Source organism: Azospirillum sp. UENF 111221 (assembly GCF_058780625.1).
In genome coordinates this window covers 2,267,531-2,292,117 of the sequence record NZ_JBSNCH010000005.1, presented here as the reverse complement: position 1 = coordinate 2,292,117, position 24,587 = coordinate 2,267,531, and the positions used below count along the sequence as shown (strand labels likewise).

Annotated in this window: 24 protein-coding genes and 1 pseudogene; 10 read left to right on the top strand and 15 right to left on the bottom strand. The window is 68.7% G+C overall.

Annotated elements, in window-relative coordinates:
• The first annotated feature begins 28 nt into the window (after positions 1-28).
• The 4 genes from ACWPN3_RS25580 to ACWPN3_RS25565 are packed head-to-tail and all read left to right on the top strand — an operon-like array spanning position 29 to position 3,615.
• Positions 29-1,039, top strand: coding sequence for an ABC transporter permease (locus tag ACWPN3_RS25580; protein ID WP_492239949.1), 1,011 nt, complete (start codon positions 29-31; stop codon positions 1,037-1,039).
• The gene (nikC, locus tag ACWPN3_RS25575; RefSeq protein WP_492239948.1) at positions 1,036-1,956 is read left to right on the top strand and encodes a nickel transporter permease; all 921 of its coding nucleotides are present in this window, start codon (positions 1,036-1,038) and stop codon (positions 1,954-1,956) included. The genes ACWPN3_RS25580 and nikC overlap by 4 nt, the downstream gene beginning before the upstream one ends.
• Positions 1,957-1,960: 4 nt before the next feature.
• On the top strand, positions 1,961-2,833 hold the full coding sequence (locus ACWPN3_RS25570) for an ABC transporter ATP-binding protein (protein WP_492239947.1): 873 nt from the start codon (positions 1,961-1,963) through the stop codon (positions 2,831-2,833).
• Positions 2,834-2,838: 5 nt separating this feature from the next.
• On the top strand, positions 2,839-3,615 hold the full coding sequence (locus ACWPN3_RS25565) for an ABC transporter ATP-binding protein (protein ID WP_492241368.1): 777 nt from the start codon (positions 2,839-2,841) through the stop codon (positions 3,613-3,615).
• A gap of 22 nt (positions 3,616-3,637) precedes the next feature.
• Here ACWPN3_RS25565 and ACWPN3_RS25560 read toward each other — a convergent pair whose 3' ends face one another.
• Genes ACWPN3_RS25560 through ACWPN3_RS25550 form a run of 3 tightly spaced genes read right to left on the bottom strand, consistent with a single transcriptional unit; the run spans position 3,638 to position 6,110 of the window.
• Positions 3,638-3,883, bottom strand: coding sequence for a helix-turn-helix domain-containing protein (locus ACWPN3_RS25560; RefSeq protein WP_014248848.1), 246 nt, complete (start codon positions 3,881-3,883; stop codon positions 3,638-3,640).
• A gap of 31 nt (positions 3,884-3,914) precedes the next feature.
• The gene (locus tag ACWPN3_RS25555; protein ID WP_492239946.1) at positions 3,915-4,190 is read right to left on the bottom strand and encodes a BrnT family toxin; all 276 of its coding nucleotides are present in this window, start codon (positions 4,188-4,190) and stop codon (positions 3,915-3,917) included.
• 51 nt (positions 4,191-4,241) lie between these two features.
• Positions 4,242-6,110, bottom strand: a complete 1,869-nt coding sequence (locus tag ACWPN3_RS25550) for an EAL domain-containing protein (RefSeq protein WP_492239945.1) — start codon at positions 6,108-6,110, stop codon at positions 4,242-4,244.
• A gap of 614 nt (positions 6,111-6,724) precedes the next feature.
• On the opposite strand from ACWPN3_RS25550, the gene ACWPN3_RS25545 reads away from it, so the two are divergent.
• The gene (locus tag ACWPN3_RS25545) at positions 6,725-8,275 is read left to right on the top strand and encodes a helicase HerA domain-containing protein (protein WP_492239944.1); all 1,551 of its coding nucleotides are present in this window, start codon (positions 6,725-6,727) and stop codon (positions 8,273-8,275) included.
• 5 nt (positions 8,276-8,280) lie between these two features.
• Here the strand turns inward: ACWPN3_RS25545 and ACWPN3_RS25540 are convergent, their stop codons facing one another.
• The gene (locus ACWPN3_RS25540) at positions 8,281-8,817 is read right to left on the bottom strand and encodes a hypothetical protein (RefSeq protein ID WP_492239943.1); all 537 of its coding nucleotides are present in this window, start codon (positions 8,815-8,817) and stop codon (positions 8,281-8,283) included.
• Positions 8,818-9,014: 197 nt separating this feature from the next.
• Here ACWPN3_RS25540 and ACWPN3_RS25535 point away from each other — a divergent pair, with 197 nt between their 5' ends.
• Positions 9,015-9,908, top strand: a complete 894-nt coding sequence (locus ACWPN3_RS25535; protein ID WP_109449595.1) for a LysR substrate-binding domain-containing protein — start codon at positions 9,015-9,017, stop codon at positions 9,906-9,908.
• Positions 9,909-9,946: 38 nt separating this feature from the next.
• On the opposite strand, the gene ACWPN3_RS25530 is transcribed toward ACWPN3_RS25535, so the two are convergent.
• Positions 9,947-10,972, bottom strand: a complete 1,026-nt coding sequence (locus ACWPN3_RS25530; protein ID WP_492239942.1) for a zinc-binding alcohol dehydrogenase family protein — start codon at positions 10,970-10,972, stop codon at positions 9,947-9,949.
• 266 nt (positions 10,973-11,238) lie between these two features.
• Between ACWPN3_RS25530 and ACWPN3_RS25525 the strand changes: the two genes are divergently transcribed.
• Complete coding sequence (locus ACWPN3_RS25525) at positions 11,239-11,508, top strand: hypothetical protein (protein ID WP_492261812.1); 270 nt, start codon at positions 11,239-11,241, stop codon at positions 11,506-11,508.
• A gap of 20 nt (positions 11,509-11,528) precedes the next feature.
• Here ACWPN3_RS25525 and ACWPN3_RS25520 read toward each other — a convergent pair whose 3' ends face one another.
• The 6 genes from ACWPN3_RS25520 to groES form a co-directional block, all read right to left on the bottom strand.
• On the bottom strand, positions 11,529-12,722 hold the full coding sequence (locus tag ACWPN3_RS25520; protein WP_492261811.1) for a hypothetical protein: 1,194 nt from the start codon (positions 12,720-12,722) through the stop codon (positions 11,529-11,531).
• A 173-nt stretch (positions 12,723-12,895) separates the two neighbouring features.
• A complete protein-coding gene (locus tag ACWPN3_RS25515; RefSeq protein ID WP_109449601.1) occupies positions 12,896-13,609 on the bottom strand; it encodes a response regulator transcription factor in 714 nt (237 codons plus the stop codon).
• 423 nt (positions 13,610-14,032) lie between these two features.
• The gene (locus ACWPN3_RS25510) at positions 14,033-14,950 is read right to left on the bottom strand and encodes a DMT family transporter (RefSeq protein ID WP_109449603.1); all 918 of its coding nucleotides are present in this window, start codon (positions 14,948-14,950) and stop codon (positions 14,033-14,035) included.
• A 17-nt stretch (positions 14,951-14,967) separates the two neighbouring features.
• Positions 14,968-15,333 carry a hypothetical protein gene (locus ACWPN3_RS25505; RefSeq protein WP_492239939.1) on the bottom strand — a complete coding sequence of 122 codons (366 nt, stop codon included), beginning with the start codon at positions 15,331-15,333 and terminating at the stop codon, positions 14,968-14,970.
• Positions 15,334-15,600: 267 nt separating this feature from the next.
• Positions 15,601-17,244: a chaperonin GroEL gene (gene groL / locus ACWPN3_RS25500; protein WP_109449608.1), complete on the bottom strand. Its 1,644-nt coding sequence runs from the start codon at positions 17,242-17,244 to the stop codon at positions 15,601-15,603.
• Positions 17,245-17,292: 48 nt separating this feature from the next.
• Positions 17,293-17,583, bottom strand: a complete 291-nt coding sequence (gene groES / locus ACWPN3_RS25495) for a co-chaperone GroES (RefSeq protein ID WP_492261810.1) — start codon at positions 17,581-17,583, stop codon at positions 17,293-17,295.
• A gap of 446 nt (positions 17,584-18,029) precedes the next feature.
• Between groES and ACWPN3_RS25490 the strand changes: the two genes are divergently transcribed.
• The 3 genes from ACWPN3_RS25490 to ACWPN3_RS25480 all read left to right on the top strand — a co-directional run bounded on the left by ACWPN3_RS25490 (position 18,030) and on the right by ACWPN3_RS25480 (position 20,148).
• Positions 18,030-18,266 carry a hypothetical protein gene (locus ACWPN3_RS25490; RefSeq protein ID WP_492239938.1) on the top strand — a complete coding sequence of 79 codons (237 nt, stop codon included), beginning with the start codon at positions 18,030-18,032 and terminating at the stop codon, positions 18,264-18,266.
• Positions 18,267-18,443: 177 nt separating this feature from the next.
• Complete coding sequence (locus tag ACWPN3_RS25485) at positions 18,444-18,938, top strand: lysozyme (protein WP_109449612.1); 495 nt, start codon at positions 18,444-18,446, stop codon at positions 18,936-18,938.
• Positions 18,939-19,074: 136 nt separating this feature from the next.
• Positions 19,075-20,148, top strand: a complete 1,074-nt coding sequence (locus ACWPN3_RS25480; protein WP_492261809.1) for a COX15/CtaA family protein — start codon at positions 19,075-19,077, stop codon at positions 20,146-20,148.
• Between the two features lie 227 nt (positions 20,149-20,375).
• Here the strand turns inward: ACWPN3_RS25480 and ACWPN3_RS25475 are convergent, their stop codons facing one another.
• The 4 genes and pseudogenes from ACWPN3_RS25475 to ACWPN3_RS25460 form a co-directional block, all read right to left on the bottom strand.
• Positions 20,376-21,038, bottom strand: coding sequence for a Crp/Fnr family transcriptional regulator (locus ACWPN3_RS25475; protein ID WP_492261808.1), 663 nt, complete (start codon positions 21,036-21,038; stop codon positions 20,376-20,378).
• A 181-nt stretch (positions 21,039-21,219) separates the two neighbouring features.
• Positions 21,220-21,423, bottom strand: coding sequence for a cbb3-type cytochrome oxidase assembly protein CcoS (ccoS, locus tag ACWPN3_RS25470; protein ID WP_109449618.1), 204 nt, complete (start codon positions 21,421-21,423; stop codon positions 21,220-21,222).
• Positions 21,329-23,879, bottom strand: a pseudogene (locus tag ACWPN3_RS25465) (heavy metal translocating P-type ATPase). The gene ccoS and the pseudogene ACWPN3_RS25465 overlap by 95 nt, the downstream one beginning before the upstream one ends.
• A gap of 33 nt (positions 23,880-23,912) precedes the next feature.
• Positions 23,913-24,443: a FixH family protein gene (locus ACWPN3_RS25460; protein WP_109449622.1), complete on the bottom strand. Its 531-nt coding sequence runs from the start codon at positions 24,441-24,443 to the stop codon at positions 23,913-23,915.
• Positions 24,444-24,587: the final 144 nt, after the last annotated feature.

Sequence of the window (24,587 nt, the reverse complement as noted above, 5' to 3'; positions counted from 1 at the left end):
TGATGCGTCCAATCGCGAGGGAGTCCTCTTGCCTACGCTGAAACGCGGCCTGACCCTGCTGGTCACGGTGGCCGCCACCCTGCTGGGCCTGCTGCTGGTCACGTTCCTGATCGGCCGGGTCGTGCCGATCGATCCGGTGCTGTCGGCGCTCGGCGACCGCGCGAATGCCGACAGCTACGCGCAGATGCGCACGCAGCTCGGCCTCGACCTGCCGCTGTGGCAGCAGTTCCTCCGCTATGTCGGCGACGTGCTGCAAGGCGACCTCGGCACCTCGGTGCTGACCTCCCGCCCGGTGCTGGAGGATGTGCTGCGCGTTTTCCCGGCGACGCTGGAGCTGGCGACGGTCGCCGCCATCGTCGGGGCGGTGCTCGGCATCCCCGCCGGGGTGTTCGCGGCGGTCAACCGCGGGCGCTGGCCCGACCATGCCATCCGCCTTCTCGGTCTGCTCGGCCATTCGGTGCCGATCTTCTGGCTGGGGCTGATGGCGCTGCTGCTGTTCTACGCCAAGCTGGACTGGGCGCCGGGGCCCGGACGGGTCGACGTCTTCTACGAGGGGATGGTCGATCCGGTGACCGGCCTCGTCACGGTGGACGCCCTGCTGGCCGGCGATACCGACATCTTCTGGAACGCGGTCGGGCATCTGGTCCTGCCCTCGGCGATCCTCGGCCTCTATTGCGTCGCCTACATCGCGCGGATGACGCGCGGATTCATGCTGGACCAGCTGCGCCAGGAATACATCACCACCGCCAGGGTGAAGGGCCTGTCCGAGACCCGCGTGGTCTGGGGCCATGCGCTGCGCAACATCACGGTGCCGCTGATCACCGTCATCGCCCTGTCCTACGCCAGCCTGCTGGAGGGATCGGTGCTGACCGAGATGGTGTTCGCCTGGCCCGGCCTTGGCCTCTACATCACCAATTCGCTGCTCAGCGCCGACATGAATGCGGTGCTGGGCGGGACGCTGGTGGTCGGTGCGGTCTTCATCGCGCTGAACCTGCTGTCCGACCTGCTCTACCGCCTTCTGGATCCCCGGGCCCGATGACCGCGCGCACCGATACCTCCTCCGCCGGCTGGCGGGACTGGCTGACCACCGACACGCCGCAGTCCCGTGCGCAGGCCCGGCTGGGCCGTGCCTGGGCCGGCTGGACCGCCTTCCGCCGCAACCGGCTTGCCGTCGCCGGTCTGCTGATCGTGCTGACCCTGGTCATCGTCGCCGCACTGGCGCCGGTGCTGGCGCCCCACCACCCCTATGCCCAGGATCTGAACAACCGGCTGATGCCGCCCAGTGCGGCCCACTGGCTGGGAACCGACGCCTTCGGCCGCGACATCCTGTCCCGCCTGATCCACGGCGCGCGGCTGACGCTGATGATCGTGGCGCTGGTGGCGGCGACGGCGCCGCTGGCCGGTCTGGTGATCGGCACGGCCGCCGGCTATTTCGGCGGCTGGGTCGACACCGTGCTGATGCGCATCACCGACATAGCCCTCGCCTTCCCCAAGCTGATCCTGGCACTGGCCTTCGTCGCGGCACTCGGCCCCGGCATCGAGAATGCGGTGATCGCCATCGCCATCACCTCCTGGCCGCCCTATGCCCGCATCGCGCGGGCGGAGACGCTGACCGTCCGCCGCGCCGACTTCATCAGCGCCGCCCGGCTGCAAGGAGCGTCCAGCCTGCGCATCATCCTCGGCCACATCATGCCGCTCTGCATCGCCTCGCTGATCGTGCGGACGACGCTGGACATGGCCGGCGTAATCCTGACCGCCGCCGGTCTCGGCTTCCTCGGCCTCGGCGCCCAGCCGCCGCTGCCGGAATGGGGGGCGATGATCGCCAGCGGCCGGCAATATGTGCTGGAGCAATGGTGGGTCGCCGCCATGCCGGGCCTCGCCATCTTCATCGTCAGCCTGGGCTTCAACCTGCTGGGCGACGGTCTGCGCGACGTGCTGGACCCGAAGGGGGACTGAAGCCATGGCCGACAACAAGACGGCGCACGACGCCCCCCTGCTGGAGGTCTCCAACCTCCGTGTCGCCTTTCCCACCCGCACCGGCATGGCCGAGGCGGTGCGCGGCGTCTCCTTCTCGCTCGGCCGGGAGAAGCTGGGCATCGTCGGCGAGTCGGGCTCCGGCAAGTCGATGACCGGCCGCTCCATCCTGCGCCTGGTGCCGCCGCCCGGCCGGGTCAGCGCCGACCGGCTGGCCTTCAACGGCGAGGATCTGCTGGCGGCGTCGCCCAGGCGCCTGCGCGAGATCCGCGGCCGGCGCATCGCCATGGTCATGCAGGATCCGAAATACTCGCTGAACCCGGTGATGACCGTCGGCCGCCAGATCGCCGAGGCCTACCGCGTCCACAGCAAGGCCGGCGCCGCCGAGGCGAAGCGCCGCGCGCTGGAGATGCTGGCCGCCGTGCGCATCCGCGACCCGGAGCGGGTCTATGACCGCTACCCGCACGAGGTGTCGGGCGGCATGGGCCAGCGCATCATGATCGCGATGATGCTGATCCCCGACCCCGATTTGCTGATCGCCGACGAGCCGACCTCGGCGCTCGACGTCACCGTGCAGATGCAGGTGCTGGCGATCCTCGACGACCTCTGCTCCCAGCGCGGCATGGGCATGATCTTCGTCAGCCACGACCTGAACCTCGTCGCCTCCTTCTGCGACCGCATCCTGATCATGTATGCCGGCCGGGTGGTGGAGAGCTGCCGCGCGTCGGAACTGCACGCGGCCCAGCACCCCTACACCCGCGGCCTGCTGGCCAGCCTGCCGCGGATCGACGAGCCGCCGGGCGACCTGCCGGTGCTGAGCCGCGATCCAGCTTGGTTGACCGATGGGCGGGGAGCCTGATGACGATGATCGACATCCAGGATTTGCAGGTCCGCTTCGGCCGGGGCGCCGACGCCGTCACCGCGGTGGACGGCGTCACCCTGTCGGTGCGGGAAGGCGAGAGCTTCGGCCTCGTCGGCGAGTCGGGCTCCGGCAAATCGACGGTCCTGCGCGCGGTCAGCGGCCTGAACGACGAGTGGACCGGCCGCATCGCCGTCGCTGGCACGGAACAGGGGCCGAAGCGCCAGACGGGCTTCTACAAGCTCTGCCAGATGGTGTTCCAGGATCCCTACGGCTCGCTGCACCCGCGCCACACGGTGGACCGCATCCTGGCGGAACCCATCGCCATCCATGGGTTGGGCGATGCCGATGCCCGCATCGACCGGGTGCTGCGCGATGTCGGGCTCGGCCCCGCCTTCCGCTTCCGCTACCCCCACCAGCTGTCGGGCGGCCAGCGCCAGCGCGTCGCCATCGCCCGCGCCCTGGTGCTGGAACCCCGGGTCCTGCTGCTCGACGAACCGACCTCGGCGCTCGACGTGTCGGTGCAGGCGGAGATCCTGAACCTGCTGCGCCGGCTGCGGGCGGAGCATGGCCTGACCCTGGTGCTGGTAACCCACAACCTCGCCGTCGTCGCCAACCTGTGCGACCGGCTGGCGGTGATGAACCGCGGCCGTCTGGTCGAGGAGATGAGCGTCGAGGAGTTGCGCCGCGGTGCCGCGCGCCAGCCCTACACGTTGCAGCTCCTGCGTGCCAGCCAGGGCTACGACCGCGCGACGGCGGAGAGCTTCCGGGATTATGCGTGAGAGGGCGCCCTCCGCTTCGCACTCACTCGGCCGCCAGAACCTGGGCGACCATGTCCGGCTGTTTTTCGATGACGCGCAGGTAGGACGCGACGGCGGCATCAGGCTCCCGCCGCCCCTGCTCCCACTCCTGCAAGGTGCGCAGCGGAATGCCGAAGCGCTCGGCGAAGGCTTCCTGCGACAGACCGGTCGAACGACGGACCCGCTTCGCCAGAGGCGGATGCCTCATGGCGGCAAGTTGCTCGTCGGTGAAAGTTTCGTGGTCGCTCATCGGGATCACCTTGGGTCTAGGATGCCGTTGCTCAAGCGTTGGCCTTGAAATAGTGGGCTGCTTCGCGTTTGTCGGCCTCCCGCACGGAAATGAATTTTACCCCCTCCGCACGTTCAGTATAGGTGACGGCGTAGACCTTGCCTTTGACCATGCCCAGCGCGTTGAAGCGCTCCTCGCCATAATCCATGGACAGATCGAGAGCTTCGATCAGATCGCGGTCACGAAGGACCTCGGCCCCAAAGGACAGGTCCAAGCCGTGCTTGCGGCGATTGAGCAGGTTCTTGACTGGATCGAAAGGCTCGCCCATGGAAACCAATACTACGTCATTGACGGAGTTTGCACCAGGGGGGATGTCACTTCAACCCAGCCGCACCACGAACAGCTTGTCCTCCGCCCCCTTGGCGGCGGACTTGTGATCGGCGATGGCGGCGTTGATGGCGTCGGGGGTCAGCCCATCGCTGCCGGGTGGGATCACCACGGCGACCCCGCTGGCCGCCAGCAGCGGGAAGCGCCGCACGGCGCCATAGCGGTCCTTCGCCAGGAAGCCGCCGCTGACCCTGGTTTCGGCGTCGTACAGGCTTTCGGCGTCGGAGCGGAACAGGGCCAGCAATTCCGCCAGCCGGGCAAGCACCTCGCACTCCGCGCCGCCGCTGACGCCCAGGAAGAAGTCGTCGCCGCCGATATGGCCGGCGAAGGCGTCGGCGTCGATGGCCGCCCCGGCGCTGCCGGCCCAGGCCTTCAGCCGCTCGCTGAACATCAGGATGGCGCGGTCGCCCTGGCGGAAGCCGAAATTGTCGTTGAAGGGCTTGAAGTTGTCGAAATCCAGATAGGCCAGCACATGGCCGCGGCCAGGGTCGGCCAGCGCCCCTTCGATGTGGCGCAGGATCGCCGCATTGCCCGGCAGCCGGGTCAGCGGGTTCTGGTCGGTCGCCATCGCCAGGTTGCGCTCATGCACCAGCCGCAGCAGCGCACCGCTCGACAGCACGCCGGCATAGGCGCCGCCCTCGACGATGACGATGCCGTCGGCCGCCGACTCGGTGGAGAAGGCCTCGATCACCCGGTCCAGCGGGGTGGAGATGTCGCAGACCGGCGAGCGGATGACCAGATCGTCCAGCCGGTCGCCCAGGCCGCGGTTGCGCAGCAGTTCGCCGCCGAAGCGCGAATAGACGAAGCGCTTCAGGTCGCGCTCGCGGATCAGGCCGAGCGGCCGGTCATGCTCGTCGATGATCGGTGCGATGGCGGCGCTGCCGTCGCGGCGGAAATAGTCCAGCAGCTCGGTCTTGCGCGAGTCGACCCGCAGCGGCGGCAGCCGTTCGATCACCTCCGACAGGCGGCGGTGCGACTCGCTGGGCTGGCGGCGGTCCTTGCGGTTCAGATCCTCGACCACCGGATAGCGGTTGGGCAGGGCGGCCAGATCGACGCGCGGCCGGGCGATCAGGAAGCCCTGGGCGAAGTCGCAGCCCAAATCCCGGCAGGTGTAGAACTCGGTGACGGTCTCCACCCCCTCCGCCACGATCTGGATGCCCAGCGCATGGGCATGGCCGGCCAGCGCCGCCACCAGCGCCCGCTTGCGCGCGTCCGCATCGATGCCAGCGATGAAGAAGCGGTCAATCTTCACATAATCGGGCCGCGCCTCGTACAGCGTGCGCAGCCCGGAATGCCCGACACCGAAATCGTCGATGGCGATGCCGGCCCCGCTCTGGCGGAAACGGTCGACCGCCGCGTCCACCGCGACGCCGCTGGGCACCGGGCGGCTTTCCGACAGCTCCAGCACGATGCCGCTGTTGCGCAAGGCGGCAGGGTCGCGGGCAAGCCAGGGCGCGTCGGGACGGCCGATCAGCCGGGCGTCCAGGTTCAGGAACAGCTTTGCCTCGTTCCAGCCCGGCAACGCGCGATAAGCGGCGACCGCCTTGGCATGCAGCGCGGTTTCCACCGTCGCCAGCAGGCCGGCGGCCTCGGCGGCGTCCAGCAGCTCGCCCGCGTTGGCGAAGCCGGTGCGCTCGAAGCCGCGCAGCAGCGCCTCATAGCCATGGCAGCGGCCGGAGCGCAACTGGACGATGGGCTGGAAGGCATAGCGCAGGGATCCCACCGCCGAGGCCCAATCGAACGATGCGGCATCATCGTCAGCGGAGCGGACGGCGTCCCAGCCCGCGCCATAGGAGTCGGCACGGTCGCTGTCCGGCCTTGCGGTTTTGGCTCCGGCTTTTGTGGTGGTCAGCACAGTCATCGCTCGGTCCGCCAGCGCCGATCGCGCATGGGGTCGGCATCCGCTTGTAACAGAGCTTGTTTGCGGTTTCATGACCGAAGGGTCACGTTGTTGTGCAACGCGATTACCTGCCTGAGAGGCGGGAGCCGGATCGGACCGGAAACTCTGGTTGATCAGATCCACTCACGCACACGGTGCGGTGGAATGCCGGTTACCCGCTCCACCCGCCATCGCTATGCATGCAATGGTGGGAACCGGGCGGCGGAGTGGCCACCGCCCGCGTCCCACCTACCGGGGAGCACTGAGTGGAAAAAGCACTCGTACTCCTGGTCCTGGTGCTTCAGTTGATCAAGGCGATCCTCGATCTGCTGAAGTAACCGGACCGGACAGGAGGGTGCGGTTGGCGCCGCACCCTCCTGTCCGCAAGAATATGGTCAAGCCGCCCTCTGCCGCAAGATCCAGCCCACCACCGGAGCGCTCATCCGCACCGCTCCGGCTCAATCGGCCGGAGAATGATCGCCCGGCCCCGGCCGGCTTGTCCCGAATCGAATCCTCGTATCGCCGCGCCCGCCTGCGCTATAGGAAGGCCCCCTCTTTCAGAGTGGCGGTTCGGGTTTGAGCGGGAGGCGAGCGGGATGAAGGTCGGCATCGACATGGGGGCGACGAACGCGGGCAGCGCCGCGACTCTCGACCTGGAGGAGTTGCTGGCGACCCGTCTGCTGGTTCAGGGCAATTCCGGTTCCGGCAAGTCGCACCTGCTGCGCCGGCTGATCGAACAGAGCGCCCCATGGGTGCAGCAGGCGGTGATCGACCCGGAGGGCGACTTCGTCACGCTGGCCGAACGGTTCGGCCATGTGGTGGTGGAGGCCGACGCGCACAGCGAGGCAGCATTGCAATCCGTCGCCGCCCGCGTGCGCCAGCACCGCGTCTCCGTCGTCCTGAACCTGGAAGGGCTGGACGCGGAAATGCAGATGCGCCATGCCGCCGCCTTCCTCGGCGGGCTGTTCGATGCCGACCGCGATTTCTGGTACCCGATGCTGGTGGTGGTGGACGAGGCGCAGCTGTTCGCCCCGTCCGCCGCCGGTGAGGTGTCGGACGAGGCGCGCAAGGTCTCGCTCGGCGCCATGACCAACCTGATGTGCCGCGGGCGCAAGCGCGGGCTGGCCGGGGTGATCGCCACCCAGCGCCTGGCGAAGCTGGCGAAGAACGTCGCGGCCGAGGCGTCGAACTTCCTGATGGGCCGCACCTTCCTCGACATCGACATGGCGCGCGCCGCCGACCTCTTGGGCATGGAGCGCCGGCAGGCGGAGATGTTCCGCGATCTGGAGCGCGGGCATTTCATCGCGCTCGGCCCCGCCTTGTCGCGCCGGCCGCTGCCGCTGCGCATCGGCGCGGTGGAAACGCAGGGCCGCACCGGCAGCCCGACGCTGATGCCGCCGCCCACCACCCCGGTGGAGGACGCCCGCGACCTGATCTTCACCACCACCGGGCCGGAGCCGCCGCGCTACGTGCGCCGCCCCTCCACCTCGGCCAGCGCCGACCTGATGGCACAGCTGGCGCGCGGCCGCGCGGCCGCCCCGCCGCCGCCCGACGACAGCGCCGCCGAACAGCCGGCGCTGCTGCCGCTGGAGCCCGTGGAAACGCCGGAGCAGGCCGCCGAACGCGAGGCCCAGTACGGCGAGGTGCTGACCGAGGTTCTGGCCGATCCGGAGGCGCCCTACCGCTCGCTCGCCGTCCTGTACCAGGATTTCCTGGTGCGCTGCCGCGGCCGCGGGGTCGATGGCGACCGCTTGGCCCTGCCCGCCTTCCGCCGCCGTCTGGCGACCGCCCGCGCCGGGGCCGGCAGCGGCGACGATCCCGCCTGGCAGCGGGCGACGGAGGTCGCCGCGACGTTGGCGGAGGACATCCAGCCGGTCTTCCTGCTGCTGGCCCGCGCCGCCCTCGACCACGCCCCCTGCCCATCCGACGCCGACGTGGCGCGTGCCTGCGGCAGCCGGTCGAAGGGGCGGGGTCGCCGCCTGCTGACCTATATGGAACAGCGCGGCTTCATCGCCAGCCGCAGCGGCCTGGGCAACACCCGCGCCATCGCCCTGCCGGCGCTGGGCTGGGAAACCGCGCTGGGCGACCCCAACGCCGACGATGCCGCCGACGCCGCCGACGAGGGCGGGCTGTTCGCGGCGGGGTGAGCCCCTCAGCTTCCGGCGGTGGGCGCACTCACCGGCTTGCCGGGCTGGCCCCAGCTGGCGACGAAGTCGTTCACGCCGGGGACCGCCATCATGTGCGAGTCCTTGACGTAGACGAAGCGCTTCGGCCCGAAGCCGTATTCGGTCATCGTGATGCCGGCGGAGCGGCAGCGCTGATACTCGGCCGCGCCGATCGGGCGGTCGGAGGCCACCATGTCGGGATGGTCCAGCCCGACGCCGCCGCAGAAGGCGCGGAAGCCGGAGACGGTGCCGCGGGCGTCGAGATGCGGCTTGGTGTCGGGACCGCCGGTGTATTTGGCGGCGGCCTGATCGACGGTGCCGCGCAGGGCCGGGCTGCCGACGATCCAGATGCCGCGGGCTTCCGGCGGCGGCTTGGGCACGGCCGGCGGCGGAAGGGCGGCGGTCTGTTGCGGCGGCGGCGTGAGGCCCGGCATCTGGCAGCCGGCCAGCGAAGCCGCAGCGGCAAGTGCGAGGGCCAGATGTTTGAAAGCCACTCTGCCGGCCGGAGCGGAAAAACGGGTCATCGGGCGTCTCTCTCCTCAAGGATCGTCAGGCCGCCGGGCGGCAAGGCCCGGAGGGCTCTGACAATGAGAACGCCCCCGGCCCGCTTCAACGGCACGCCCGCCATATGCCGATTGCCGTGTCCCGATGCGCCGCTCGCCATCCATGAGCATTTCCGATAGGATGGCAGGAAACGATCACCATATGGAATGCATTGCCGATGTCCCTGCCCGACCTGGAGATCGACGCGCTGCGGGCCTTCGTCACCGTGGCGGAGGCCGGCGGCTTCACCGCGGCGGCGGAGCGGCTGGGCCGCACCCAGTCGGCGATCAGCGTCAAGATCAAGAAGCTGGAGGACATGCTCGGCCGCCGGGTGTTCGAGCGCACCAGCCGGTCGCTGGCGCTGACCCATGACGGCGAGCTGCTGATGGGCTATGCCCGCCGCCTGCTGGATCTGAACGACGAGACTGTGCGCCGTTTCGCCGAACCGGCGGCGGAGGGCGAGCTTCGGCTGGGCGTGGCCGAATATTTCCTCTCCGACCACCTGCCCCATGTGCTGCGCCGCTTTACGAAGCTGCACCCTCGCCTGCACATCGACGTCCGGGTGGGCATGTGCAGCGATCTGGTCTCGGCCCTGGACACTGGCGAACTGGACCTCGTCATCTCCCGCCGCGATGCCGGCGACACCCGCGGCCGGGCCATCTGGACCGAGCCGATGCGCTGGATCGCCGCCCCCGGGCTGGAGATCCCGGACGACGGCCCGCTGCCCTTCTGCGCCCTGCCGGCGCCCTGCGTCTTCCGCAACCGTGGACTGGCGGCGCTGGGCGAGACCGGACGGTCCTGGCGGGTGGTCTATACCAGCGCCAGCGTCATGGGGGTGCAGGCCGCCGTCCGCGCCGGGCTGGGGGTGGCGGTGCTCAGCGACTCCTCGGTGCCCGACGGCGTGCGCCGGCTGGGGGTGGAGGACGGTCTTCCCGAACTGGGCGACGTCGAAATGGCGATCTTCGGCGAGACGCCGCGCAACCGCCGCCTCGCCGAACCGCTGGTCGGCTTCATCGTCGAAAGCCTGGCGGCGATGCGCCCGGCCCGCCCGCCGCTCGCCCTGGCCGGCTGAAAAGACCGGGCAAGCGCGGACAGGCCGGAAGACGCTGATCAGAAGCCTTCCAGCACCACCTTGCCGCGGGCCTTGCCGGATTCGATCAGGGCATGGGCCTTGCGCAGGGTGGCGGCATCGATGCGGCCCAGCGTCTCGGTCAGGGTGGTGCGCAGCGTGCCGGCATCGACCAGCCGCGACACTTCGGTCAGCAGCTCGTGCTGGGCGATCATGTCGTCGGTCTGGAACAGCGGCCGGGTGAACATCAGCTCCCAGTGCAGCGAGACGCTCTTGCGCTTCAGCAGGCGGACGTCGATGGGCTCCGGATCGTCGATCAGGCCGATATGGCCCTGCGGCGCCACCAGCTCGACCAGATCCTGGAAATGGCGGTCGGTCGCATTGGTGGAAAAGACGTAATCGACGCCGGCCAGTCCCAGCGCCTTCACCTGTTCCGCCATCGGCCGGCTGTGGTCGATCACGTCATGGGCGCCAAGCTCGCGCACCCAGTCGGCGGTCTCCGGACGCGACGCGGTGGCCAGCACCCGCACCCCGCTCAGCCGGCGGGCCAGCTGGATGGCGATGGAGCCGACGCCGCCGGCCCCGCCGACGATCAGCAGCGACTTGCCCTCGCCGCCATTTTTCCCGTCGCCCTCGCGCGGCAGGCCCAGCCGGTGGAACAGCATCTCCCAGGCGGTGATGGCGGTCAGCGGCAGGGCGGCGGTCTCGGCGACGCTCAGGCTGGCCGGGCGGGCGCCGACGATGCGCTCGTCGACCAGATGATATTCGCTGTTGGTGCCGGGCCGGTCGATGGAGCCGGCATAGAACACCGCGTCGCCGGCACGGAAGAGGGTCACCTCCGGCCCGACCGCCTCGACGATGCCGGCGGCATCGAAGCCCAGGACGCGCAGCTCGCCTTCGGTCGGCAAGGCGTTGCGGCGGACCTTGGTGTCCACCGGGTTGACCGACACCGCCTCCACCCGGACCAGCAGGTCGCGGCCGGTGGGGGTCGGGCGGTCGATCTCGACGTCGATCAGCGCGCCGGCATCGGCGATGGGCAGGGACTTGCGGAAACCAACGGCTTTCATGGCGGCCTCGTCTTCTGAATGGGTCTTCTGAATGGGTCTTCTGAATTGGGAAGACGTCGGGACACAGGATGGCGCCGCCGCCCCGATATGTGAAATTCATAGTTCTTCTTTCATCCATCGGATTCCGGGATGGACGAGGCATCGGCCGAACGGCTTCAAAATCATGACGCCAAAGAGGTATGGAATAGCCGGCCGGGCTGCGGTGTTCGTACAGATGACCGGTTTCACCGCCGAAGCCGGTCCGTCGTCAGACAGGAAGCACGGCCATGCCAACCAATCGTCTCCGCATCCTGACCGCCCTGCTCCTGGCTGCGGGGGGTGCCGCCCTGACCGGCTGCGTCGCCTACGATCCCGATCATCCCGCCTACAGCGAGCCGGTGGTGGTTCCGCCGCCGACCGTCTATGCCGTGCCGCCGCCGGTGGTGGTCGGGCCGGGCTATTACCGCCGCCCCTGGCACGACCATTGGCACGGCGACCGCGGCTGGGGCCCGGGACGTGGATGGGGCCCCGGCAGGGGACCGCGCGGCTGGCGCTGAGCCGGGGACGCCGACGGACCTCAGACGGCGTTGGCCGGCAGGCCGTCGCCGCAGTTGCGCAGAACCAGCACGGTGTGGTCGTCGTCGCTCACCGCACCGTCGCGCAGCAGGACCAGCGCCGCCAGCGTCGGCTCGACCCGGTGCAGGTCGCGGTGGATGAACAGGGCGGGCAGCCGGGCACACCCGCCGGTGTAGAGCACGACATGCTCCCCCGCTGCCCAGCGCAGATGGACCGAGGCGGGGGCCAGCGGATTGAAGCCGATCATCGCCCAGCGGGCGCCGAGCGCCGTGATCTCCTGCCGGCGCACCACCGCCCCGGCCAGGGTGCCGAGCGCCGTATAATCCACCGCACCGGCGTCGAAGCGCAGGACCGCGGCGGCCGACCGCCCGATCCGCGTCAGGGTCCGGTCGTGGGACAGCCCCAGTTCGGGCCGCCCCTTCAGGTCGCGCCGGATGGCGTTGACCACGACGGGAGCCGGCAGCCCCGGAACCGTGGCGGCGACCACCGCCTCCATCTGCCGCAGCACGGCGGGCGTCATCATTGTGGGGGGGGGAATTTGCGTGGCACCTTGCCCCTTGCCCTCCTCCGCACTGGAACCGGCATCGGTCTTGACGGGGGGCTCGGCGGGACCGGCATCGGCGGCCGTGTCGCCGTCGACCATCAGGGCGATGCCGCAGGGGCCGTCACCGCCACGGGCGGGGGCACAGCTGACGAACCAATGGTCGATGAAGGGACCGCCGCGCGCGGCGTCGCCGCCGCTCCGCTCGACCGTCACCGCCCCGGCCTGGGCCAGGGCGTCGGCCGGCGGGGCATCGTCCGCACCCGGCCGCAGGACACGGGCCAGCAGCGCGAGCCCGATGCCCGGCGTGGCATGAACATGGAACCGGTCGGCCTCGCCGCGAACGGACTCCAACACCGCGTCAAGCGCGGGGAGACCACCGTCCGGCGTTGACGGGGTCAGCGCGGCGGTGGCGGGATCGCGGTCGTAGGCCAGGCATTCGACGCCGGCCCCGCTGCGCATCCGGGCAATCAGGATGGTCCCGTCCGGCCGGCCAAGAGCATGGTCGGCCACCATGGTCACCAGCCGGTCCAGCCGGGCCGCCTCGTCCACCGGCAGCACCCCGTCGGCCCGTTCCGCCGCGATCCGACGCGCCGTGGCGATGTCGTCGGGCGACGCCACGGCGATGCGACGGTGACCATGATCGGGGAACATAGAACCGCTCCTGTCAGCGCTCTGGTTGCTCTTCCCCGGAACTTTACAATCCTCTTCCGGTCAAGCCCACGGAAAGCACTCGCCGGCCTTCAATTTTCGACCGGCCGTGTCCGAAGGAGCCGCAATCCGGCAAGGACGGCAACCCGCACAAGACAGCCCCGGGGATGGCGGCATCAGGATGCCGCCGCCTCCATCAGTGCGGCCGGGGCCGGCTGGCGGATCGACATGGGATGCGGCAGGTCACGGGCGCGCAGAATTTCCGCCGACTCCCAGAGACGCCCCAGGCCGACGATGGAGCGGCAGCCGGTCTTTTCCATGATGCGGGCGCGGTGGACCTCCACCGTCTTGATGCTGATGCCCAGCTCCCAGGCAATGGTCTTGCTCTGCTTGCCGTCGACGATCAGTTCCAGAACCTCCGACTCGCGGCGGCTCAGCAGGGCGAGCCGGCGGACAGCGTCGCGGCTGCGGTCGCGCTGCTGGGCATGCGGGCTGCCGGACGCCAGGCAGGCGCGCAGCCGCTCCAGGAAGGCCGGGATGGCGAAGGGGCGGGCGATGCAGTCGACCGCGCCGGCCTTCATCGCGGCGACGGCGGCGTCGACGTCGCCCTGCTCGGTCATCACCAGGACCGGCAGGTCGTGGCCGTGCAGCGAGGCCTCGGCCATGAACTCCATGGCGGTCATGTCCGGCAGGTCGCTGCGCAGGACGATGCAGGAGGACCCGGTGCCCAGCACGGCCAGCGCATCGGCGGCGGTGCTGTGGACACGGCAGGCGATGCCGACCGCGCCCAGCGCCCGCGAAAGCGTGCTGCGCGACATCAGGTCGCCATCGACGATGTGAACGAGGCAGGTGGTTTGCGGATAGGCGGGCGCGGAAATTTGCAGGGGCATCTTGGGACCTCCACCACATCGGGCCGGCGAACAGCGCCGGCTCTCCATAACGGTCGATCCGTGTCCGAACCGCCGCCATGACCGACATTTTAGCGGTCATCCCTTATTGACCGCTGCAATCGCGAGGGATAGCGGACCTGTCTAAAAGGATACCAGGGATACTACACCGGCGAAAACTCAAACAAGAACGCCGATCAATGCGCTATCCCACGGGACACCCCGAAACCAGACGGCGAACACCGCAAGTATTTTCGCAAACTCCATACCCGGACGACCTATCCGCCGGCAGGAAACGCCGGCCAAACTTTATCACAAGACAAGAAAAGCCATCCAGTTGGTTTGTTGTGACCGCCGGGTTCAAAAATTATCTTCGCACGGATTTAACGTTCCGCGCGGCTTCCCCGGCCGCAACCCTGTGGCCGCTCAGGCCCGGCGGCGGGTCGCCAGGAGGATGCCGGCGGCGATCAAAGCGATGCCGACCCCATGATAGAGGTGCGGCTGCTCGCCCAGGAACAGGATGGCCAGCAGGCTGCCGAAGACCGGCACCAGATGGATGGCGAGGCCGGCGGTGTTGGGGCCGAGAAGCTCCACCGCCCGGTTGAAGCAGAGATAGGCGGCGATGGACGGGAACAGCACGGTGTAGCCGACCGCCAGCAGCGTGATGCCGCTGGCCTGGACCGGATGGCCGCCCAGGCTCTCCCAGACATAGAAAGGCAGCAGTTCCACCGCGCCGATGGCGAAGGTGACGACGACGAAGCTCAGCCCGTGGATCGCCGGCCGGCGGCGCAGCAGCGTGGTGTAGGCGGCATAGATCACCACAGCCGCCAGCATCCAGACGTCGCCGGCATTCAACTCCAGCCCCAGCAGGGTTCCCGGATCGCCGTGCGAGATCAGGGTCATCGCGCCGACCAGCGAGACGGCGATCCCCACCCCCTGCATCGCCCCGATCCGGTCGCGGAACAGGACGAGGCTCATCAGCACGATCATCACCGGCATCGACGACTGCAGCATCACGCAGTTCAGCGCGGTCGTCGTGTTGAGCGCGATGTACTGGAAGGTGTTGTAGATGCCGATGCCGAGCGTGCCCAGCAGCAGCACGCTCTTCCACCGCGCCAGGATCGGCGTGATGTCGTGGCGCAGATGCGGCCAGGCGAAGGGCAGCACCACCAGCATGCCCAGGAACCAGCGCCAGAAGGCCAGCCCGATGGGCGGCACCGACCCGGCGACCGCACGCCCCAGGACCGCGTTGCCCGCCCAGAACAGGGGCGGCAGCATCATCAGCAGCCAGGCCTGATCGGCGAGACGGGATCCCTTGACGGAGGCGGTGCGGTCGGCGGGCATGGCGCTGTCCCGTGCGTTCAGCTGCGGCGGCGAGGCGAGGCGAAGACGCTCGCCGCGGTCACGGCGGCGCTGCGGTCGCCGCTGTCCTCGGCGCGGAAGACGCTTGCGCGGGGTTCGCGGCGGGGATGGCGCGGCGCATCGTCACGGCCTTCACCGCGGCCCTCGCCACGGCCTTCGCGGCCTTCGCGGGCAGGCTTGGCGGGCTGGCGCATCTCGGCGTCGAGTTCGGCGATGCGCTTGACCAATGCTTCACGGATGGCGGGGGCCGCGTGGGCTTTCAGCGTCGCCAGCTGCTCCTTGAGCTGAACCAGCTGACGCTGCTTCTGCTCGCGGGTGCGCTTGATGGCGACGTTGTCGGAATGCTGGCCCTCGAAGGAGCGCATGGAACAGGCCCTCGTTTTAAAATACGGAAGTCAGGAGGCCGGCGCCCCACGCTGGGGTGCCCGGCAAGAGAGGGGCGGATTATTGGGAGGCGACCGCGGCAAAGCAAGGCGGACTTCACCTTGACTTTTCAGGATGGCGGGATGTCACGGCCAGGGGTGGGGGCAGGGTGGAACTCCGGCTCCCTTCCGGTCATCCGGCCAAAGAAAAGGGCGCCCCCTTGCGGAGGCGCCCCTTTCCGAACCGAAGAACGGTCGAACGATAGGCTATTAGAAGCCCATGTCGTCCATGCCGCCCATGCCGCCCGGCATGCCGCCCGGAGCAGCCTTCTTCTCCGGCTTCTCGGCGATCATCGCCTCGGTGGTGATCAGCAGGCCGGCGATCGAGGCCGCATCCTGCAGGGCGGTGCGAACCACCTTCACCGGGTCGATGATGCCGGCGGCGACCAGATCGGTGAACTCACCCTTCTGGGCGTCGTAGCCGAAGTTGGTGTCGTTCTGGTCGAGCAGCTTGCCGACCACGATCGAACCGTCGGTGCCCGCGTTGTAGGCGATCTGACGGACCGGGGCCTGCAGGGCGCGACGGATGATGTCGATGCCGACGCGCTGCTCGTCGTTGACCGGGGTCAGGGCGTCCAGGGCCTTGGAGGCGTACAGCAGGGCGGTGCCGCCGCCGGCGACCACACCCTCTTCCACCGCGGCGCGGGTGGCGTGCATCGCGTCGTCAACGCGATCCTTGCGCTCCTTCACCTCGACCTCGGTCGCACCGCCGACGCGGATGACGGCGACGCCACCGGCCAGCTTGGCCAGACGCTCCTGCAGCTTCTCGCGGTCGTAGTCCGAGGTGGTCTCCTCGGCCTGGGCGCGGATCTGGCCGCAACGGGCTTCGATGTCGGCCTTGTCGCCGGCGCCGTCGACGATGGTGGTGGTCTCCTTGGAGATCACGACCTTCTTGGCGGTGCCCAGCATGTCGAGCGTGACGTTCTCGAGCTTGATGCCGAGGTCTTCGGAGATGACCTGGCCGCCGGTCAGGATGGCCATGTCCTCCAGCATCGCCTTGCGGCGGTCGCCGAAGCCCGGAGCCTTGACGGCGGCGATCTTCAGGCCGCCGCGCAGCTTGTTCACGACGAGCGTGGCCAGCGCCTCACCCTCGATGTCCTCGGCGATGATCAGCAGCGGACGCGAGGACTGGACGACGGCTTCCAGAACCGGCAGCAGCGGCTGCAGGCCCGACAGCTTCTTCTCGTGCAGCAGGATGAAGGGGCTCTCGAGATCCGCGACCATCTTGTCGGCGTTGGTCACGAAGTACGGCGACAGGTAGCCGCGGTCGAACTGCATGCCCTCGACGACGTCCAGCTCGGTGTCCAGGCTCTTGGCCTCTTCCACCGTGATGACGCCCTCGTTGCCGACGCGCTCCATCGCCTGGGCGATCATCTTGCCGATCTCGGCTTCGCCGTTGGCGGAGATGGTGCCGACCTGGGCGATCTCGTCGTTGGTCGTGACCTTCTTGGCGCGGGCCTGGATGTCGGCGACGACGGTCGAGACGGCCAGATCGATGCCGCGCTTCAGGTCCATCGGGTTCAGGCCGGCGGCGACCTTGGTCACGCCTTCGCGGACGATGGCCTGGGCCAGGACGGTGGCGGTGGTGGTGCCGTCACCGGCCAGATCGTTGGTCTTCGAGGCGACCTCGCGGACCATCTGGGCGCCCATGTTCTCGAACTTGTCGGCCAGCTCGATTTCCTTGGCGACCGACACGCCGTCCTTGGTGATGCGCGGAGCGCCGAAGGACTTCTCGATCACGACGTTGCGGCCCTTCGGGCCCAGCGTGACCTTCACGGCGTCGGCGAGGATGTCAACGCCACGCAGCAGCTTTTCGCGCGCGGAGGGGCCGAACTTGACGTCTTTGGCAGCCATGTCTCGATTCCTTTAACGTGTAAATTTCGAAGGGTACGGGCGGAGGACTTAGGCCTCGATGACGCCCATGATGTCGGATTCCTTCATGATCAGGTAATCGACGCCTTCGATCTTCACTTCGGTGCCCGACCACTTGCCGAACAGGATGCGGTCGCCGGCCTTGACGTCCAGCGCCACGACCTTGCCCAACTCGTCACGGGCGCCCGGGCCGACGGCGATGATCTCGCCTTCCTGCGGCTTTTCCTTGGCCGTGTCGGGGATGATGATCCCACCCTTGGTCTTGGTGTCGGACTCCAGACGCTTGACGACGACGCGGTCGTGCAGCGGGCGGAACTTCATGGAATGCCTCCTTGGATCAAGGCTTGGTTCTGACTGACGGAAATTGGCGCGGGCGGCGGCTGTTAGCACTCCAGCCCGGCGAGTGCCAGACAGCTAATCGAAGCGGATTATGGATTCAAGAGGCTCGTTTCGGAATTTGCCGCAAATGTCTGCAACACTCATCCGACACTGCTTATAGCACATTGATTTCAAATGATATTCCCTCATCTCGGCAGGCAGCCGGCACGGGCAAATTTCTTCAAACGGTCACGAGGAAACCGACCCTTCCGGCAGCGGACGCATCGCCGGGACAGCAAAAGGCTGGAACCGGGCGCCAGAATCCACCCGATCCTCCCAGCCGCTCGCTCACCTCCCGCACGTCACGCCTGTGATTGCCGTCACAGCGCCACCGGACGAGATTTCCTAAAATTTTAGAGAAATCGGCATTGGAGAGAGTGGAGGGCGCGATGATGGCGAAGCGGCGGGCGGACGGCTGGACCGGGACTCATGCGGCCGACCGCCTCGAACACAAGCGTCCGGCCCGAATCGCCGCCGCTCCGGGATCGGGCAAGCGGGCACGGTGGCGGGAGCATGAGAGCCGGCTGGTGGAGGTTCTGCTGGAGTTCACCACCATCGCCGGCCTGTTCGCCCTGCTGTTCGCTCTTTTCGTGCTGTTCGGCGCCGCCCAGACCTTGTCACCCTGACTTTATCAGCCCAGGTCCCGCGCAGAATTCTCCTGCCGCGCAGTCTCGGCGGCCACAGCTCCGCAATTCGCGACAAATTGAAATCCACACTTCCCGCTCCGCGCGTATTCCCCATAGGATCGCCGCCGATACGGGCGGCACCACCCCGCCCGGCGCGCCAACCGGGAGTTTCCATCCATGACCACCCAGCCGGTCTGCCAAGCCGCGGTCGATCTTGTGAAGCATTTTGAAGGCCTTTACCTCAACGCCTACCTCTGCCCGGCCGGCGTTCCCACCATCGGTTACGGCCATACCGCCGGCGTGACGATGGGGCAGACCATCACCGTCGAGCAAGCCGATGCCTTTCTCGCCTCCGACCTTGCCCAGGCCGCCGGCCATGTCGACGCCCTGGTGACGGTGCCGCTGAACGACGACCAGCGCGGCGCGCTGGCGTCCTTCGTCTTCAACCTCGGCGCCGGCAGCCTGCAAAGTTCGACCCTGCTGAGGCTGCTGAACGAGGGCGATTATGCCGGGGCTGCCGGTCAGTTCGGCCGCTGGGTCTATGCCACGGTGAACGGCACGCCGACCAAGCTGCCTGGCCTCGTCGCCCGCCGCGCGGCCGAGGAGGCGCTGTTCCAGAGCCAGACCGCCCAGCCGAAGACCGGCGTCACCACCGCGGACGGCACCCCCTGATCCTGGCCTGATATCCGGGCCCGATATCCGAGCCCGATCCGGCCTTCCGGCAGGCGTCGGGCACGAGCCGTTTGACGGGACGGGATGTTCGCCCCACATTTGCGGACATCCCACCGCCGCGCTCCGGAATGCCGCCTTGACCGCCTTTGCCTCCGACAGCCTCGCCGCCGCCACCCGCCCCAATCCGAACCGGCCCATCGCCGTCTGGCTTCTGGTCTGCGCCGCCATGGTGCTGGCCATGGCCGTGATCGGCGCCATCACCCGGCTGACGGAATCCGGCCTGTCGATGGTGGAATGGAAACCGCTGATCGGCATTTTGCCGCCGCTGTCCTCGGCGGAATGGAACCGGGTCTTCGACCTGTACAAGGCGACGCCGGAATTCCGCATCTACAACAGCCACATGGATCTGGCCGGCTTCCAGTCGATCTTCTGGTGGGAGTGGTTCCACCGGCTGTGGGGCCAGCTGATCGGCTTCGTTTTCCTGATCCCCTTCCTGCGTTTCTGGATGCAGGGCCGCATCTCGTCGGAGCTGTGGCCGAAGCTGGCCGGCCTGTTCCTGCTGGGCGGGCTCCAGGGCGGCATCGGCTGGTTCATGGTGAAGAGCGGGCTGGTCAATTCGCCGAACGTCAGCCATTACCGGCTGGCCCTGCATCTCAGCACTGCCATCCTGATCTACGCCCTGCTTCTGCGCACGGCGCTGGGCCTGCTCGATCCGCTGCCAATGGCGGGCTGGCGGCCGGAGGCAGCGTCCCTGCGCCGCCACACCGGCTGGGCGCTGGGTCTGGTCGCCGTCACCATTGTCTGGGGCGCCTTCCTCGCCGGGTCGGACGCCGGCTTCGCCTACAACACCTTCCCGCTGATGAACGGCCACTGGATCCCGCCGGAGGTCGACACGCTGACGCCCTGGTGGCTCAACCCGGTCGAGAACACCGCGGCGATCCAGTTGATCCACCGCGCGCTGGCGATCCTGACCGGGGTGGTCGTCCTGGTGCTGGCCGCCCGCGTCCTGAACGCCCGCCTGCCGGGACGCGCCGGCCGCGCGGCGCTGGCGTCGGGCGCCATGGTCCTGCTGCAAATCGCGATGGGAGTCGCCACGCTGCTGACCGTGGTGTGGACGCCCATCGCCGCCGCCCATCAGGCCGGCGCCATTCTGGTGGTGTCGATGCTGGTCTGGCTGCTGTTCGAACTGCGGCCGGTCGGGCGGGAATAACGCGCGTCGTATTCTTGCCGGCTTGCGGGCGCGGCCGGCAAGATCGACACGGATTGCACGGATTTAGGCACGGATTACACGGATTTTTTATGGCTTGCCGGCGCGGATGCTTCCCGATAAGCCGAAGCCTCGCGGAGGAACATCCGTGAAATCCGTGTCCTAATCCGTGAAATCCGTGGGAAATTTGCCAAACACGCCCGCGCCCCGCAAAAGCGCGGGGCTCCGCGTCACGCCCCTTCGGCCAGATCGTACATCGCGTCGAGGTCGGCGATCAGGACCTTGTTGCCTTCCTGGAGCGAGATCACCCCGGCGGTCTTCAGCTGGGTGAAGGTGCGGCTGACGGTTTCGGTGGTCAGGCCCAGATAGTCGGCAATGTCGGCCCGGCTCATCGGCACGAAGACCGGGTTTTCCTTGTGACCGCGGCGGGCGGCGCGCTGCGACAGCATCAGCAGGAAGGAGCAGATCTTCTCCTTCGCCGTCTTGCGGCCGAGCAGGAGCATCTGGTCCTGTGCCGCGGCCAGCTCGTTCGACGCCATCGAGAACAGGCGCCGCTGCATCTTGGGGAATTCCTCCAGCAGCGCATCGATCTTCTTGCGCGGGAAGCGGCAGAGCGAGGCGCTGGTCACCGATTCGGCGGTGTAGGCATAGCTGTCGTTGACCGCCAGCCCAAGGAAATCGCCGGTCACCAGGAATCCGGTGATCTGGCGGCGCCCGTCCGGCAGCAGCTTGTACAGCTTCACCGTCCCGGACGTGACGTTGTACAGCGCATCGGCGGCGTCGCCCTCGGCGAACAGGGTGTGGCCGGAATCGATGCGCACATTCTGCAGAATGTCGGCGAGACGGCGCAATTCCTCGGGTTCCAGCGCGGCGCACACCGTCAGGCTGCGCACGGGACAGGCCCCGCAGGGATTCATTTCCGTCGCAGCGCTCTTTTCCCGAGCGCGAACCATATCAAAAGGTGGCATGGAGGAACCCAGCCTTTCATTCCGCATGGGCCCATATTGGTGGCAATCGCTCAGAATCGCAACCTTGCACGCATACAACCTTTTTATGCCCATACGGGTTTTGGCACTATTGCCCGCGGACGGCCTCCACCGGCTTGGCCGGTTCACCGCCCGCGCGGGGTGCAGCCGGCAGATCGTCGTCGAACAGGACGCGGTGGGCCGCCCCGTCCAGATCGTCAAACTGGCCGGATTTCAGCGCCCACAGAAAGGCCGCCAGCCCCAGTCCGCCCAGGCTCAGCGCGATCGCGATCAGATAGAGAAGCTCGTCCATCACCCGAATCCTTACCCGGCAGTTCCCGAACGGCGATGTTCCGCACGGGAAGATCCTTGACGACGGCGCCGCGGGCCAGCCGCAGCGCGTTCAGAATGACGATCAGTGACGACGACGACATCGCCAGCGCCGCCAGCAGCGGCGTCAGCATGCCACCCATCGCCAGCGGCACGGCGCACAGGTTATACACCAGGGCGATCCCGAAATTCTGCCTGACCAGACGGCCGGACCGGCGGGAAACCTCCACCGTCTCGACGATCGGGCGCAGCAGCCGGCCCTGGAACACCACGTCGGCCGCGGTCTGGCTGACATCCACCGCGGTGGAGGGCGACATCGACACCGCGGCGGCGGCCAGCGCCGGGGCGTCGTTCAGCCCGTCGCCGACCATCAGCACGGTGCGGCCCTGCCCGGCCAGTTCGGCCAGCGCCGCGGTTCTTGTCGGCCGGCGTCTGTTCGGCCCGCCAGTCGGCGATGCCCAGCCGCGCCGCCACCGCCGCCACAGCACCCCGGCGGTCGCCCGACAGCAGCTTCACCTCCAACCCACGCGCCTTCAGCGCCGCCACCACCGCGGCGGCGTCGGGGCGCGGGGCGTCGAGGAAGACGATCCGCCGCGGCTCCTCGCCCGGGCGGGCCAGCCACAGTTCGGGACCGGCGGCGTCCTCCGCCTCCAGCGGCGCGCCGGTGAAGCGGCGGCTGCCCAGCCGCACCTCGCCCTCCGCCGTCTGCAGGGACAGGCCGGCGCCGGCGATCTCGCGCACCCCCGCCGCCACCGGCACCTCGGGTGCGGCGGCGGCCAGCGCACGGGCCAGCGGGTGGCGGCTGGCCGCGGCGAGCGAGGCCGCCAGCGCCAGATCCTCCGCCGTCAGCCCCTCCGCCGACAGCCCCCCAGCCGCCAGTCCGTCCAGCTGCGGCACCGGGCGCCCCTCGGTCAGGGTACCGGTCTTGTCGAAAACCACCGTGTCGATGGCGGCGAGCCGCTCCAGCGCGGTCGGGCTTTTCAGCAGGGTGCCCTGGCGCATCAGCCGGCCGCTGGCGATCACCTGCACCACCGGAACGGCCAGAGCCAGCGCGCAGGGGCAGGTGATGATCAGCACGGCGATGGCGTTCATCAGCGCGTCCTGCCACACCACCCCACCCAGCAGCATCCAGCCGGCGAAGGTGGTCAGCGCGGTCAGATGGACGACGGGAGCGTAGAGGCGGGACACCCGGTCGGCGATGGCGACATACTTGGCGCGGCCCTGTTCCGCCACCTCCATCAGCCGGACGATCTCGGCCAGCAGCGTGCCCTCGCCCACCGCGGTGACGGTCAGGCGCAGGGGTGCGGTCAGGTTGAGCGTGCCGGCGAAGACCTGATCGCCCGGCCGCGCGGTGCCCGGCACCGTCTCGCCGGTGATCAGGCCGGTGTCGAGGTCGGACACGCCGTCGGACACCCGGCCGTCGACGGGGATGCGCTCGCCGGCCGCGACCAGGATGGTGGTTCCGGCAACGACCTGCTCCGGCGCCACCACCGCGCTGGTGCCGTCCTCTTTCAGGATGGTGACTGCGTTGGCGCGCAGGCCCAGCAGCTGTTCCGCCGCCGACCGCGCCCGGCCGCGCGCCCGCTGGTCGAGATAGCGGCCGACCAGCAGGAAGAACAGCAGCATGACGCCGCCGTCGAAATAGGCGTGTTCGCCGCTGTGGATGGTCTCGAACAGGCTCATGCCGGTGGCGAGCAGCACGCCGATGGTGATCGGCACATCCATGTTGGTGCGGCCGTGGCGCAGAACCGACAGCGCCGAGCGCGCGAAGGGACGCAGCGCATAGGCGATGGCCGGCATGCAGATCAGCGCCGAAATCCAGTGCATCAGGTCGCGGGTGGCGGTGCCCATGCCCTGGCTGTGGCCGGCCCAGACCGACACCGACAGCAGCATGACGTTGCCCATGGCGAAGCCCGCCACCGCCATGGCGCGCAGCAGCTCCTTCTCGCTCTTGGCCTGGGCGCCGCCCAGCCGGTCGGGATCGAAGGGAACGGCGCGGTATCCCAGCTGGGCCACGGTGCCGACCACCGCGTTGGCGTCGGTCGCCTCGGGCGTCCAGCGCACGGTCAGCCGCCGCGTGGTCATGTTCATGCGGGCCTGGGCGATGCCCGGCTGGCGGTTGAGCGCCGATTCGATCAGCCAGACGCAGGCCGCGCACTGCATGCCGTCGACCATCAGGTGCAGGCTGCGGCTGCCGTCCTGCTCGTCGCGGGCATGCGGTTCGTAATCGACCGCCGGGGTGTCGTCGGGACGCAAGGGGCGGGCGGTGGGATCGACGCTGCGGCGCTCGTAATAGCGCTCCAGCCCCAGCCCGCGCACGAGGTCGTAGGCGGCGGCGCAGCCGGTGCAGCAGAACGGCCCCGCGCCATCGCCGGCAGTCAGGCTGCCAGCTTGCGCATTGTCGCCCAGCTCTTGCCCGCAATGGAGGCAGACGGTCATCTCGACATCACCCTGACTGTCCCGGTCACGCCCTCACTGCACCCAGACGCGCTTCTGGTCCTGATAGTCGCCGCTGGCGTGGGTGATGACGAAGCGCATGTCCCACTGGCCTTCCAGATCCAGTTCCACCGGGGCGCCATAGCGGCCCTCGCCCAGATAGGGCAGCGACAGGGTCTTGTCATGCCCCTCGGAGATCGGACGGATCATCGTCACGGTGACGGCGGCATCCTTCAGGACCTGGCCCTGCTTGTCGCGGACGGTGATGGCGATCACGCCCTTGCGCGGTTCGGTGCTGGTGAAGTCCGGCTGGACCTGCCAGCCGCGTTCCGCCTGGGCACGGGCGCCGGCCAGATCGCTGTTGTAGCCGAGCCCCTTGATGAAGTGGTTCTCGGTCTCGATCCCGGTCCAGCTCGACACCGCGAAATGGACCATCACCCCGTTCACCGCCAGGACGATCATGAAGACGCCGACGAAGATCCAGGGGATGTACCATCCCGGCTGGCGCGGCGCCTTCAGGCGTTTCGGCGGGAGGGGGCGGTTTCCGGTGGTGGTGCTGATGCTCATGTCGCTGGCTGCCCTTCGACTGGTCGGCGGCGTTTGATCGCGGGCACTATGGCGACCGATTGCCGCAGGGACATTGCGATGGATCAAATGACAGGAAGTTAACGAAACCGCCGGTCCCCCGCCTGTCCCGCGCCGCATGTCCCG